Below are 14,645 nucleotides of genomic sequence, written 5' to 3' on the forward strand. Positions count from 1 at the left end.
ATCATCGCCGGTTGCCGTCGTTCCGTGGAGTTGATGCGTGACGTGGATCTTTGCTGAATCATCGATCTTCTGGGCGATGACGCCCCGTGGGGCATCCACAGGTAAAGGGATTGCGCGAACGTCGTGGGAGCGAATTCATTCGCGAAGGGGCCGATACATACGCAGCCTGTGTATCGTCTGAAATGCCGCCTTCCCGAATAAATTCGGTCCCACAGGATTTGCATCGCACATCAGTTTGCAGGCAAACATAGACCTCCCACATGAAGCACTTATCCCGTCAGGTCAGCACATGGCCTTTCAATCCACCGCGATGCCATGCTTCGCCAAAAAGCCTACAAACGCCTCTTCATCCAGCACCTTCAAACCCAGCTCGTTGGCCTTGGTCAACTTTGACCCGGCCCCCGGCCCGGCGACCACGGTGTGGGTTTTAGCCGATACCGAGCCGGACACCTTGGCCCCCAGGCTTTCGAGTTTTTCCTTGGCGACGTCGCGGCTCATCAGTTCCAGCGAACCGGTCAACACCCAGGTCTGCCCCGCCAAAGGCAAGCCTTCGACGACTTTCTTCTCGCTCTGCCAGTGCATGCCGAAGTCTTTCAACTGGGCTTCAATGGCCAGCCCGCGTTCGGCGTTTTCCGGTTTGTCGAAAAACTCACGCACCGCTCTGGCCTGTTTCTCGGGCAAGGCCTGACGCATGTCCAGCCAGTCAGCCTTGATGATGCCTTCCAGCGAGCCAAACTTGTCGGCCAGCTTCTGAGCGGCACCGGGACCTACCGAAGGGATGTTCAGCTTGTCGACCATGCCACCCAGCGTCGCGCTGGCAGCGAACTCTGCGCCCAGCTCACCCTCATCCTGCAATTGCAGGCCGCGCTCGTTCAGCAGCGCGTCAATCACATTTTGGTTGTGCCCGTCTTCAAAGAAGCTGTGGATCTCATGGGCTACTTCAAGACCGACATCCGGCAAATACGTCAGCACTTCAGGCAACGCCTGTTTGACTCGCTCCAGCGACGCCAGTGAGCGAGCCAGCACCTTGGCGGTCTCCTCGCCCACATCCGGAATACCCAGCGCATAGATAAACCGCGCCAGCGTGGGTTGCTTGCTGTCTTCGATGGCCTTGAGCAGCTTTTTGCTGGAGATTTCCGCGAAGCCCTCCAGATCGACGATTTGCTCAAAGGTCAGTGCATAGAGATCGGCTGGCGAACCAATCAGTTTTTCGTCAACCAGCTGTTCGATGGTTTTGTCGCCCAGGCCTTCGATATCCATGGCCCGTCGCGAGACGTAATGGATGATCGCCTGCTTGAGTTGCGCACCGCAGGCAAGTCGACCCACACAGCGGTAAACCGCGCCTTCGCTGACGGTTTCCTTGCCCTTGCTGCGCTTGATCAACTGCGTGCGCTCGACATGGGAACCACACACCGGACAGGTTTGCGGGATTTCTACCGCGCGGGCGTCTTCCGGACGACGCTCAAGCACGACTTGCACCACTTGAGGAATCACATCGCCTGCGCGACGGATGATCACGGTATCGCCGATCATCAGTCCCAAACGTGCCACTTCGTCCATGTTATGCAGGGTCGCGTTAGCGACAGTCACGCCTGCTACCTTCACGGGCTTAAGGCGTGCTACCGGCGTAACAGCGCCCGTACGCCCTACTTGAAACTCGACGTCGAGCAGTTCGGTCAGTTCTTCCATGGCGGGGAATTTATGGGCGATGGCCCAACGCGGCTCACGGGCACGAAAACCCAGCTCGCGTTGTGCAGCCAGGTCGTTGACCTTGAACACCACACCGTCGATTTCGTAGGTCAGGGCCAGACGCCGCTCGCCGATGTCACGGTAATACTCAAGGCATTCTTCAATGCCATCTGCCAGTTTCAGTTCGCGACTGACCGGCATACCCCATTCCTTGAGCTGGTTCAGGTTGCCGATATGAGTGTCAGAGATTTCCGCAGACACTTGGCCCAGACCATACGCACAGAATTCCAGCGGGCGGTTAGCGGTGATCTTCGAATCCAGCTGACGCAGGCTACCCGCTGCCGCATTACGCGGGTTGGCAAAAGTCTTGCCGCCGATTTCCGCCTGACTCGCATTGAGCCGCTCGAAGCCCGCCTTGGACATGAACACTTCACCGCGCACTTCCAGCACTTCGGGCCAGCCGGTGCCATGCAGCTTCAGCGGGATATTACGCACAGTGCGCACGTTGATGCTGATGTCTTCCCCGGTGGTGCCGTCGCCACGTGTAGCGCCCCGTACCAGAGCGCCATCACGGTACAACAGGCTGACCGCAAGGCCATCGAGTTTAGGTTCGCAGCTGTATTGCACTTTTGCGCCGCTGCCAAGCAAATCACCGGCAGGCAAGTCCAGCCCTTCGGTGACGCGGCGGTCGAACTCACGCATGTCGACTTCTTCGAAGGCGTTACCCAGGCTGAGCATCGGTACTTCGTGACGCACCTGAGTAAATGCCGACAGCGCTGCACTGCCGACCCGCTGCGTGGGCGAATCAGGCGTGACCAGATGCGGATTTTCCGCTTCAAGCGCTTTGAGTTCGTGGAACAGCCGGTCGTACTCCGCGTCCGGAATGCTCGGCTCGTCGAGGACGTGATAGCGGTAGTTGTGCTGATCCAGTTCGGCGCGCAGTTCAAGGATTCGGGTTTCGGCGGCTTTCATGCGGTGTTCTCTTCAAAAGCAAAAGAGCAGCCTAGGCTGCTCAGATGTTGGTACGGTCTATCAGGGCATAACCCGTGGGAGCGAATTCATTCGCGAATGCAATAGATCAGTCAACGATGATGTTGAATCTACCGGCCTCTCGCGAATGAATTCGCTCCCACAGGATGTTTACCCAAGCATAAATCAACGACGCTGAGTCAATGCGCGGCGTTCGAATTCGACGATGCGCTGACGGTAATGCTCAATGGTCTGTGCGGTCATGACGCTGCGCTGGTCATCCTTGAGTTCGCCATTGAGTTCATGGGCCAGCTTGCGAGCAGCGGCAACCATGACGTCAAAAGCCTGTTTCGGATGACGTGGCCCCGGCAAGCCGAGGAAGAAACTAACGGCGCGGGTGCTGAAATGATCAATGTCATCCAGATCAAATACGCCAGGCTTGACCGCATTGGCCATGGAGAACAGCACTTCACCGTTGCCTGCCATGCTTTCGTGGCGATGGAAAATATCCATCTCACCAAAACGCAGACCGCTTTCCAGAATGTTCTGCAACAACGCCGGGCCTTTGAAGCCACTTTCGTCGCGGCAAATAACGCTGATGACCAGCACTTCCTCTACAGGCGGCAGGTCCTTGTCTTCAGTGATGCGCTGGGCAGGCTTGTCATCTTCGAAGGCATCTTCGCGCCCGGTGAACAGGCTCGGGCCGTCCATGTCCAGGTTGAGATCGCCTTGCTGCGGCTCATCCTTGCGTTTGTTATTGCGCTTGCTCTGACGCGGCGTCGCGCTCATCGACGGCAGGTCTTCCTCGTCGAGCTGCGGCTCTTTATGTGTGTCGAGCACTCGCGGTGGGCCCAGCAACTCGGCGGAGGACGGTTCATCGTCATCCGGCAGGTTCGAGAAGCTGCGGTCCAGCCTGAATTTCAATTTCCCCTTGCTGCCGCGCATACGGCGCCAGCCATCAAAAAGAATACCGGCAATGACAATTATGCCGATGACGATCAGCCACTCGCGCAGACCGATTTCCATGTAATCCAGTGCCTCTAATGAAGAATGCTTGAAATAAGGGCCTAAACCCCTTTAAAACGTGGTGCCAAGTCTCTGTTCTGACTGGCAATTTGCCCACGCGAAAAGAAAAAGTGGACATTAAACTAGCACGACCAAAGGTAACTTTACACCGTCTGTTACATCTGGTTTGTGCGCAAAGCGATATCTACCGCACAGAGTTGTTCACGCAAAGCTATTAAATGGCCATTTCTACCGCGCAGAACAGGCATTGCTAGGCATCGACCAATGCCATCGCCTCCTCTACATCCACCGCCACAAGTCGCGAACAACCCGGTTCATGCATGGTGACACCCATCAATTGATCGGCCATTTCCATGGCGATCTTGTTGTGGGTGATGTAAATGAATTGCACAGTCTGCGACATCTCCTTGACCAGTCGCGCATAGCGTCCAACGTTGGCATCGTCCAGCGGTGCATCCACTTCGTCGAGCATGCAGAACGGTGCAGGATTGAGCTTGAAGATGGCGAAAACCAACGCCAACGCAGTCAAGGCTTTCTCGCCACCGGACAGCAAATGGATCGTGCTGTTTTTCTTCCCCGGCGGGCGCGCCATGATTGTTACCCCTGTATCGAGTAAATCTTCGCCCGTCAGTTCCAAATAAGCTGAGCCTCCACCGAAAACTTTTGGAAAAAGTGCCTGAATTCCACTGTTTATCTGATCGAAGGTCTCTTTGAATCGATTTCGCGTCTCCTTGTCGATCTTGCGGATCACGTTTTCGAGGGTTTCCAGTGCCTCAACCAGGTCAGCGTTTTGCGCGTCCAGATAGCGTTTGCGCTCAGACTGCTGCTGGTACTCATCGATGGCTGCAAGGTTGATCGCGCCCAGCCGCTGAATCCGTACGGCAATGCGCTCAAGTTCTTCTTCTGCGTCTTTTTCGTTGGCCTCAGCGGTCAGGGTTGCCAGCACGCCCTGCAGGTCGTAACCGTCCTCAAGCAACTGATCCTGCAATGTGGTACGGCGCACCGTGAGGGATTGCCACTCCATCCGCTGCTGTTCCAACTGCCCACGCAGCAATTGTGATTGCTGCTCGGCCTGGGTACGGCGCTTCTCGGCGTCGCGCAATTCGCGATCGGCATCTTCCAGCGCATTCTTGGCGGTACGCATTTCATCGTCCACCGCCATGCGCCGCTCAAGTAATTCTTCAAGTTTCAGGCGCAGCTCTTCCAGCGGGGCTTCGCCCTCCTCCAGATTCAAATCGAGCTGCTCGCGCTTTTCGGTCAGGCGCTCGGACTGCATCTCCAGACGCTCAAGCGCCTGTCGTGTGGAATCGTGCTGAGCCCTCAGCGAGCCAAGGCGTACAGCCAGCTGATGGGCGTGGTCCTTGTGTTGACGGGCTTCCTGACGCACGCGGTCAAGGTGCTCGCGCAGACTGTCGCGCTGGGCCTGAAGCAGTTCACGCTGCTCGGTGTCCAGCGCCATGGCGTCCAGCGCATCCTGCAATTGCAGGCGGGATTCACCGAGATGCTCGTGCTCCATGGTGCGTTGCTCGCCCAGCTCGGCGAGTTCTTCATCCAGTCGGGTACGACGCAAGGTGAGCTGTTCGACCTTGACCCTGGCGGCAGACAATTGCGCCCGGAGCTCGCTTTGCTGACGGGTTTCATCCTGGACCCGGCGGCGCAACTCTTCCCGGGCCTCTTCCTGATTCGATTGCTGTTCACGCAGTATCAACAGCTGCTCTTCAAGGGTGGCCAGGGTGGCTTCACGCTCATCGCGCTCCTGCCCCAGACGCTGCAACTCCTGACCGCGGGCCAGCACGCCGCTTTGCGCTTCACTGGCGCGACGTACCCGCAGAAAGTGCCGCCCCACCCAATAACCATCGCGACTGATCAGGCTTTGCCCCGCTGCCAGTTCACCGCGCTGGGCCAGCGCTTCGTCGAGGGTTTCCACCGGACGCACCTGGCCCAGCCAACTGGCGAGGTCCATGGCACTGTCGACTTTATCCAGCAGACTGCCGGGGATTCGCGCAGCCTCGGCGCTAGTACTGACCAGCCGCAAATCGCCCTGCTGGAAACCTGCAAGATCAAGCCCGCTGAAGTCATCCACCAGCACAGCCTGCAGGTCCGCACCCAGCACGGTTTCCACCGCCAGCTCCCAACCCGGCTCAACCCGCAGGCCTTCAGCCAGCCGTGGTTGTTCAGCCAAATCATGATCGCGCAGCCATTCGGCGGTACCGGTGTCGGGATCAAGCGCAGCCTGCTGCAACGCTTCAAGGGATGCTAAACGGCCGTTAAGCCGCTGCAATTCGCCTTGCGCTTGTTGCTGCGCCTGATTGGCCTGTTGCAGCTCATTGCGCAACTGCTCAAGCCGCTCGACAGCTTGCTCTTCGCCGATGTGCAACTCTTCGAGGGTCATTTCCCGGGTAGCAAGGTCTTCGTCCAGCTGCAGGATCGCCGCGTCTTCCGGATCGGCTTTGAGCAATTCCAACTCTTCACCCAGCCGTCGCTGCCGCTCGGCCAGTCGCTCCAGGCTGTGTTCCAGTTGCTGGATACGCGACTGCTGGACTTCCGCCTGACGCCGCGGCTCGGCGGATCGCAGGTTGAAGCTGTCCCACTTTTCCTGCCAGCCATGCATCGCGCTTTCAGCATCTTCCAGCGATGCCGCGGATTCCTCGGCGGCAGCACTGGTCATCTCCTGCTCGGGCTCAAGCATTTCCAGCTCTTCGCCCAATGTAGCCAGCAGCGTGCGGTCGTGGCCCAGATGGGATTCGGTTTCCTGACGGGCGCGCTCGGCTTCACGCAGGTCGTCCTGCAATTGGCGCAGACGCTGCTGACCGTGCTGGATACTTTGCTCGACACGAGCAATGTCACCGCCCACGGAGTAGAAGCGCCCCTGAACCAGATTGAAGCGCTCGGACAGGTCGTGGTGACCGTCACGCAAACGCTCGATGCTGGCATCGGCATTGCGCTGTTCGGCGACCAAGGCCTCGAAACCGACCTCCTGATTGCCAATCACCGCCTCGCGCTGACCCACCTGCTCGTTCAGCGCCTGCCAGCGCAACGCTGACAACTGTGCCTTGAGCTGACGCTCCTCAGCTTTGTATTCCTGATACTTCTCGGCAGCCTGAGCCTGACGATGCAAGCGTTCCAGCTGGCGCTCCAGCTCTTCGCGAAGGTCGGTCAGGCGCGCGAGGTTTTCGTGGGTACGGCGGATACGGTTTTCAGTTTCGCGACGGCGCTCCTTGTACTTGGAGATACCCGCCGCTTCCTCGATGAAATTACGCAAGTCTTCCGGCTTGGCTTCGATCAGCTTGGAGATCATGCCCTGTTCGATGATCGAATAGCTGCGCGGACCCAGACCGGTACCGAGGAAAATATCAGTAATGTCCCGCCGACGGCATTTGGTGCCGTTCAGGTAATAAGTGTTCTGGCTGTCGCGGGTGACCTTGCGGCGGATGGAAATCTCCGCGTAGGCCGCGTACTCGCCAACCAGCGTCCCGTCCGAGTTATCGAAGACCAGCTCGATGCTGGCCTGGCTGACGGGCTTGCGGCTGGTTGAGCCATTGAAGATCACGTCGGTCATCGACTCGCCGCGCAGGTTCTTGGCCGAGCTTTCGCCCATGACCCAGCGCACGGCGTCAATGATGTTGGATTTGCCGCAGCCGTTAGGGCCGACGACCGCCGCCATGTTACTGGGGAAGTTCACCGTAGTGGGGTCGACGAAGGATTTGAACCCCGCCAGCTTGATGCACTTCAGCCGCATGGGGTCAGCCCGCTTCCAGAGCTGAAAGCACCAGCTGACAGCTGCGTTGCCCGTAATCGGTCAATACGCTGCGAACCCGCGTGGTATCCCGGGCTATCACTGCTTCAAGCAATTGCTCGAACAGGGTCAGGTAGTCACGCATCTCTGCCTTGCGCTGGTCCAGCGCCAGGTAATAGCTGCGGCTCATGGACGGTTGCAGGTTATCGACGGTCTCCTGCAGGTAAGGATTGTTGGCAAACGGATAAGCCGCACGCATCACGTTGAAGCTGTCTTCTACGAAAGCCTTCACGTCCTGGCGCTCGTAACTGGCAATCAGCCGCTGCTGGATTTGCAGGAAACTCGCCAGATCGCTCTGCTGCTGCCACTTCTCGGCTACCGCAATGCCCAGCAGTACATACAATTCAGTCATCAGCGTGCACAGGCTCTGCACGTTATGGGCATTGAGTACCGTGACCTGCGCGCCGCGACGCGGCAGGATCGCCACCAGATGACGGCGTTCCAGAATCAATAACGCTTCGCGCACCGAACCACGGCTGACGTTCAACGCCTGCGTGACTTTTTGTTCCTGAATGCGCTCGGCAGGCTTGAGCTCGCCACGAATGATGCGCTCGGCAAGGTGGTGAGCGATTTGCTCGGCGAGGCTGTCCGGAGCCTTGAACGTCATGTCTTTCCCAAATGCTGGTGATAACCAAGCGGCGCAGTGTATCCCAAGGAAGGCCTATGGCGCAGGGCCATACCGGTGGAAACTGGCACGAAATAAGCAAAACTTTCAACAGATCGTGTCAGTTCGTCGCACTGGCAGCCCGCTGATACCCGGTGACCGATCTAAAAACGACACTTCCTGACCTAAGAGTCAGAAACAAATTGACCGAAAAGTCAGACCTGATAAATTCGGCTTTATGTTCGACGATCAGAAAAAACGCGCAGAGGCCTTCCGTGATCCAATTTCTCTTGAACAATGAGCTGCGCACCGAACATAGCCTGGACCCCAATCTGACGGTTCTCAACTACCTGCGCGAACACCTGCACAAGTCTGGCACCAAAGAAGGTTGCGCCAGTGGGGACTGTGGCGCCTGCACGGTGGTAGTCGGCGAACTTGAAACCGATGCACAGGGTGAAGACAGCCTGCGTTATCGCAGCCTCAATTCTTGCCTGACCTTTGTGGCGTCCCTGCACGGCAAGCAGTTGATCAGCGTTGAAGACCTCAAGCATCAAGGCAAGCTGCACAGCGTTCAACAGGCCATGGTCGACTGCCACGGCTCGCAATGCGGGTTCTGCACCCCCGGCTTTGTCATGTCGTTGTTTGCCCTGCAAAAGAACAACGCACAGCCCGACAGTCACAAAACCCACGAAGCGCTGGCGGGCAACCTCTGCCGCTGCACTGGCTATCGCCCTATTCTCGATGCCGCCGAACAATCGTGCGGCAAGCGTCAGCCGGACCAGTTCGACGAACGAAAAACACAGACCATCGCTCGCCTGCGCAGTATCACGCCGACGCAAACCGGTGAGCTGACTGATGGCGACAAGCGCTGTCTGGTGCCGCAGACCGTCGCTGATTTGGCGCAATTGTATGAAGCCCACCCACAGGCGCGACTGCTGGCAGGCGGGACCGATCTGGCCCTTGAAGTCACTCAGTTCCACCGACCGCTGCCGGTGATGATTTATGTGGGCAATGTCGCCGAACTGAAACGCATCGAGCATTTCGACGACCGACTGGAAATCGGCGCTGCCACACCATTGACCGATTGCTACACCGCCTTGAGCGCCGAGTACCCGGACTTCGGCGAGCTGCTGCAGCGCTTTGCGTCGTTGCAGATCCGCAATCAGGGCACCCTGGGCGGCAATATCGGTAACGCATCCCCAATTGGCGACTCCCCTCCTTTGCTGATCGCCCTGGGTGCGCAAATCGTACTGCGCAAGGGCGACACCCGCCGCACCCTGGCACTTGAGGACTACTTCATTGATTACCGGGTGACTGCGCGGCAGGAAAGCGAATTTATCGAAACCGTTATCGTGCCTAAAGCCAAGGCGCGACAGGCCTTCCGCGCCTATAAAGTCTCGAAGCGGCTGGATGACGATATTTCCGCGGTCTGCGCGGCGTTTAATCTGCACGTCGAGGACGGCAGCATTGTTGATGCGCGAGTTGCCTATGGGGGGATGGCGGCAATTCCCAGGCGCGCCGCCGCCTGCGAAAAGGCATTGAAGGGCGCGCCATGGACATCTGCCACAGTGGAAGCTGCCTGTACGGCACTGGCGGAAGATTTCACGCCCCTGTCGGACTTCCGCGCCAGCAAGGAATATCGTCTGCTCAGCGCGCAGAACCTTCTGCGCAAATACTTCATCGAGCTGCAAACGCCCACCCTTCAGACGCGGGTGACGGCTTATGTCTAACCATTCAGGGATCAAGTCCCAGGCCGAAATGATCGCCCTGTTTCAACAGGACCTGACCACCGGCGTCGGCCGCAGCGTCAAGCACGACAGCGCCGACAAACATGTGTCCGGCGAGGCGGTGTATATCGATGACCGTCTTGAGTTCCCCAATCAACTGCACGTGTATGCGCGTCTTTCCGACCGTGCCCATGCACGGATCATCAGCGTCGATACCGCCCCTTGTCACGCCTTTGAAGGTGTACGGATTGTCATCACCCACGAAGACATTCCCGGCCTGAAAGACATCGGTCCACTGCTTCCCGGCGACCCATTGTTGGCCATCGATAAAGTGGAATTCGTCGGCCAGCCGGTGCTCGCTGTTGCCGCTCGCAGCCTCGATATTGCTCGTCAGGCGGCCATGGCGGCAGTGATTGAATATGAAGATCTGGAGCCCGTTCTGGATGTAGTCCAGGCGTTGCGCGACAAGCATTTCGTGCTCGACAGCCACACTCACAAGCGCGGTGATTCCGCTGCAGCGCTGGACGTTGCCAAGCATAGAATCCAGGGCAGTCTGCACATCGGCGGCCAAGAGCATTTCTATCTGGAGACGCAGATTTCCTCGGTGATGCCCACCGAGGACGGCGGCATGATCGTCTACTGCTCGACCCAGAATCCCACTGAAATACAGAAGCTGGTCGCCGAAGTGCTGGACGTTTCGATGAATAAAATCGTCGTCGACATGCGCCGCATGGGCGGTGGTTTTGGCGGCAAGGAAACCCAGGCAGCGAGTCCTGCGTGCCTGTGTGCAGTGATCGCGCGCCTGACAGGGCAGCCCACCAAAATGCGCCTGCCCCGTGTCGAAGACATGCTGATGACCGGCAAGCGTCATCCGTTCTACATCGAGTACGACGTCGGCTTTGATGACGATGGTCGTCTGCATGGCATTCAGCTGGATCTGGCAGGCAACTGTGGTTACTCGCCGGATCTTTCCGCTTCGATTGTCGATCGGGCAATGTTTCATGCCGACAACTCGTACTACCTGGGCGAAGCCACGATCAATGGCCATCGCTGCAAGACCAACACTGCGTCCAATACTGCGTATCGCGGCTTCGGCGGTCCCCAAGGCATGGTCGCCATTGAAGAGGTCATGGATTCCATAGCCCGATATCTCGGCAAGGATCCATTGGTCGTGCGCAAAGCCAATTACTACGGCAAGACCGAGCGCAACGTCACCCACTACTACCAGACCGTCGAGCACAACCTGCTGGAAGAAATGACTGCCGAGCTGGAAGAAAGCAGTCAATACCACGAACGCCGCGAAGCGATTCGGGTGTTCAACGCCAGCAGCCCGATCCTCAAGAAAGGCCTGGCACTGACCCCGGTCAAGTTCGGCATCTCCTTTACTGCCAGCTTTCTCAATCAGGCCGGCGCGCTGATCCATATTTACACCGACGGCAGCATCCACCTGAACCACGGCGGCACAGAGATGGGCCAGGGCTTGAACGTCAAAGTCGCGCAAGTCGTGGCCGAGGTGTTCCAGGTCGATATCGACCGGATTCAGATCACCGCAACCAACACCGATAAAGTGCCTAACACCTCACCAACTGCTGCTTCCAGCGGCACGGATTTGAATGGCAAGGCGGCGCAGAACGCGGCGGAAATACTCAAACAGCGTCTGGTGGAATTCGCCGCGAAACACTTCAAGGTCGAAGAAACAGACGTCGAGTTTCGCAACGGCCATATTCGCGCTGGCGAGCAGATAGTGTCGTTCCAGTCGTTGGCGCAACTGGCGTGGATGGGGCAGGTTTCGCTGTCCAGCACCGGTTATTACAAAACGCCGAAAATCTTCTATGACCGCAGCCAGGCACGGGGCAGACCTTTTTACTACTTCGCCTTTGGCGCGGCTTGCAGCGAAGTGATCGTCGACACGCTGACCGGCGAGTACAAGATGCTGCGCACGGATATCCTCCACGACGTCGGTGCGTCTTTGAACCCGGCCATCGACATTGGTCAGGTCGAAGGCGGCTACATTCAGGGCATGGGCTGGCTGACCACTGAAGAGCTGGTATGGAATGACAAAGGCAAACTGATGACCAACGGCCCGGCGGGCTACAAGATTCCGGCGGTCTCGGATATGCCGTTGGACCTGCGCGTCAAACTGGTGGAAAACCGCAAGAACCCGGAAGACACCGTGTTCCACTCCAAGGCTGTAGGCGAACCGCCGTTCATGCTCGGCATCTCGGCCTGGTGTGCGATCAAGGATGCGGTGGCGAGCCTGGGCGACTATCGCCATCAACCCAGTATCGACGCGCCTGCGACGCCGGAACGGGTGTTATGGGGGTGTGAGCAGATGCGTAAGACCGAGTCGCCTCAATCGCGAGCAAGCTCGGCTCCCACGGGGGACCGTACTCCCCTGTTGGGGCCGAGCTTGCTCGCGATAAGTTCGACACCGGTGTCAAGCCCGGAGGTAAAACCATGAATAACTGGATCAGCGCCCTCGCCGACTTGCAAACCCAGGGTGAAGCCTGCGTCTTGGTCACCATCATCGAAGAGCGCGGTTCGACGCCACGCAATGCCGGTTCGAAGATGGTGGTCAGCGCCGAGCGTATCTTCGACACCATTGGTGGCGGGCATCTGGAATACAAGGCCATGGAAATCGCCCGGGAAATGCTTGCAAGCGGCAGCCAGAACACTCGACTGGAGCGCTTTAGCCTCGGCGCGAGCCTGGGCCAATGCTGCGGCGGTGTGAATGTGCTGCTGTTCGAGCCCATGGGCCAGCCCCAGGCACAGATCGCAGTGTTTGGTGCCGGTCATGTGGGCCGGGCGCTGGTTCCTTTGCTGGCCAGCCTGCCCTGCCGGGTGCACTGGATCGATTCCCGTGAACAGGAGTTTCCCGCGCAGATCCCCGACGGCGTTCGCAAGATCGTCGCTGAAGACCCGCTGGATGAAATTGATGAGTTGCCCAAAGGCAGTTACTGCATTGTCATGACCCACAACCATCAACTGGACCTGGAACTGACCGCCGCAATTCTCAAGCGCGGCGACTTTGCCTACTTCGGTTTGATTGGCTCGAAGACCAAGCGGGTCAAATTCGAGCACCGGTTACGTGATCGCGGTTTTGATTCGGCACTGTTGCAGCGCATGCGCTGTCCGATGGGGCTGAGCGAAGTCAAAGGCAAGCTGCCTATCGAGATAGCCGTGTCGATTGCCGCCGAAGTCATCGCCACCTACAACGTCAATTTCGGGCAGCACAGCGCCAGCGCCGAGCCTGTTGCCAAACTCCTGCCGGTGTCACGCCGCAGTCAGGTGTAACAAACATGTCTCCTGTAGGAGCTCATGAGCACCGCGAGGCAGCGATAGCGCTCTGCCTGATACACCGCCGCTATCGCGGCCTCGCGGTGCTCTTACAGAAAAGTATTGCAATTTAGATCGTTGCGTTTTGTTTGACAGGACCTATATGAACCCAAGTAAAAAAGCCTACCGCGCTGCCATTCTGCACAGCGTTGGCGACCCGGCCGAAGTCGGCATCGAGGCCTCTTACCAGTACTTTGCTGATGGTCTGATGCTGGTCGAGGATGGCAAGATTTCCGCCCTTGGCGACGCAACCGAACTGCTGAATAAACTCGGTCACGACGTTGAAGTGACCGAGTACCAAGATGCACTGATCACGCCTGGCTTCATTGACACCCACATCCATTTGCCGCAGACCGGCATGGTCGGCTCCTACGGCGAGCGCCTGCTGGACTGGCTCAACACTTACACCTTCCCGTGTGAAAAACAATTCGCTGATCCGGCGCATGCCGCCGAGGTCGCGGACATTTTCCTCAAGGAACTGCTGCGCAACGGCACCACCACTGCGCTGGTGTTTGGCAGCGTGCACAAAGAGTCGGTGGAGGCGTTCTTTCAAGCGGCAGAAAAGCTCAACCTGCGGATGATCGCAGGCAAGGTGATGATGGATCGTAATGCTCCGGACTACCTCACTGATACCGCAGAGTCGGGCTACGCCGACAGCAAGGCGTTGATCGAACGCTGGCACGGCAAAGGCCGTTTGCACTACGCGGTCACGCCGCGTTTTGCGCCGACCAGCACCCCGGAGCAACTGACGCTGGCTGGGCAACTGCTCGCCGAGTATCCCGACGTGTACATGCAGACTCACATCAGCGAGAACGTCGAAGAAATGCAATGGGTAAAAGCGCTATTCCCGGAGCGCAGCGGTTATCTGGACGTGTATGACCATTTCAAACTGCTGGGCGAGCGCTCGGTATTTGCCCACGGCGTACACCTCTGCGACAGCGAATGTGCACGCCTTGCCGAGACCGGTTCAGCCATCGCCTTCTGCCCGACGTCGAACCTGTTTCTGGGCAGTGGCCTGTTCAACCTGCCCATGGCTGAAAAGCACAGGGTCAACGTCGGCGTCGGCACTGACGTGGGCGGCGGCACCAGCTTCTCGATCCTGCAGACTCTCAACGAAGCCTACAAAGTCATGCAGATGCAGGGTGCAAAACTGAGCCCTTTCAAATCGCTCTACCTGGCTACGTTGGGCGGCGCGCGGGCGTTGCGCCTCGATGACCGAATTGGCAGTCTGCAGGTGGGTAATGAAGCTGATTTTCTGGTGCTGGATTATCACGCCACGCCGCTGCTGTCCTATCGCTTGAAACAAGCCAGAGACATTGCCGAGATATTGTTTGTGCTGATGACACTGGGGGATGACCGGACGGTGCAGAAGACCTATTCGGCTGGGGAGTTGGTGCATAGCAGATAAGGCGGAACTGCCGCAAAACCCTTGTGGGAGCTGGGCTTGCCCGCGATAAGGCTGAATGCGATCTAAAGTGAATCGCGTCCAGCCTTATCG

The 14,645-nt window shown here is 58.1% G+C and carries 8 protein-coding genes; 4 read left to right on the forward strand and 4 right to left on the reverse strand.

The genetic code is table 11. The annotated features are described in order from the left end of the window. Positions 1–297: 297 nt before the first annotated feature. The 4 genes from ligA to RX972_RS23760 form a co-directional block, all read right to left on the reverse strand. A complete protein-coding gene (gene ligA, locus RX972_RS23745; protein WP_316879141.1) occupies positions 298–2,661 on the reverse strand; it encodes an NAD-dependent DNA ligase LigA in 2,364 nt (787 codons plus the stop codon). 183 nt (positions 2,662–2,844) lie between these two features. After that, on the reverse strand, positions 2,845–3,684 hold the full coding sequence (gene zipA / locus RX972_RS23750; RefSeq protein ID WP_027898913.1) for a cell division protein ZipA: 840 nt from the start codon (positions 3,682–3,684) through the stop codon (positions 2,845–2,847). A gap of 250 nt (positions 3,685–3,934) precedes the next feature. Next, on the reverse strand, positions 3,935–7,423 hold the full coding sequence (smc, locus tag RX972_RS23755; RefSeq protein WP_316879143.1) for a chromosome segregation protein SMC: 3,489 nt from the start codon (positions 7,421–7,423) through the stop codon (positions 3,935–3,937). A 4-nt stretch (positions 7,424–7,427) separates the two neighbouring features. Beyond that, positions 7,428–8,087, reverse strand: a complete 660-nt coding sequence (locus RX972_RS23760) for a GntR family transcriptional regulator (RefSeq protein WP_027898915.1) — start codon at positions 8,085–8,087, stop codon at positions 7,428–7,430. Positions 8,088–8,359: 272 nt separating this feature from the next. Between RX972_RS23760 and xdhA the strand changes: the two genes are divergently transcribed. The 4 genes from xdhA to guaD all read left to right on the forward strand — a co-directional run bounded on the left by xdhA (position 8,360) and on the right by guaD (position 14,555). Then, the gene (xdhA, locus tag RX972_RS23765) at positions 8,360–9,814 is read left to right on the forward strand and encodes a xanthine dehydrogenase small subunit (RefSeq protein WP_316879145.1); all 1,455 of its coding nucleotides are present in this window, start codon (positions 8,360–8,362) and stop codon (positions 9,812–9,814) included. Further along, complete coding sequence (gene xdhB, locus RX972_RS23770) at positions 9,807–12,272, forward strand: xanthine dehydrogenase molybdopterin binding subunit (protein ID WP_316879147.1); 2,466 nt, start codon at positions 9,807–9,809, stop codon at positions 12,270–12,272. The genes xdhA and xdhB overlap by 8 nt, the downstream gene beginning before the upstream one ends. Continuing rightward, positions 12,269–13,105 (forward strand): xanthine dehydrogenase accessory protein XdhC, encoded by an 837-nt coding sequence (gene xdhC, locus RX972_RS23775; protein ID WP_316879149.1) that lies wholly within the window; start codon positions 12,269–12,271, stop codon positions 13,103–13,105. Before xdhB ends, xdhC begins: the two co-directional genes overlap by 4 nt. Positions 13,106–13,250: 145 nt before the next feature. After that, the gene (gene guaD, locus RX972_RS23780) at positions 13,251–14,555 is read left to right on the forward strand and encodes a guanine deaminase (RefSeq protein WP_316879151.1); all 1,305 of its coding nucleotides are present in this window, start codon (positions 13,251–13,253) and stop codon (positions 14,553–14,555) included. The last annotated feature ends 90 nt before the right edge of the window (positions 14,556–14,645 follow it).

Origin of the sequence: Pseudomonas syringae group sp. J309-1 (assembly GCF_032582135.1) — a bacterium.
GTDB lineage: Bacteria > Pseudomonadota > Gammaproteobacteria > Pseudomonadales > Pseudomonadaceae > Aquipseudomonas > Aquipseudomonas quasicaspiana.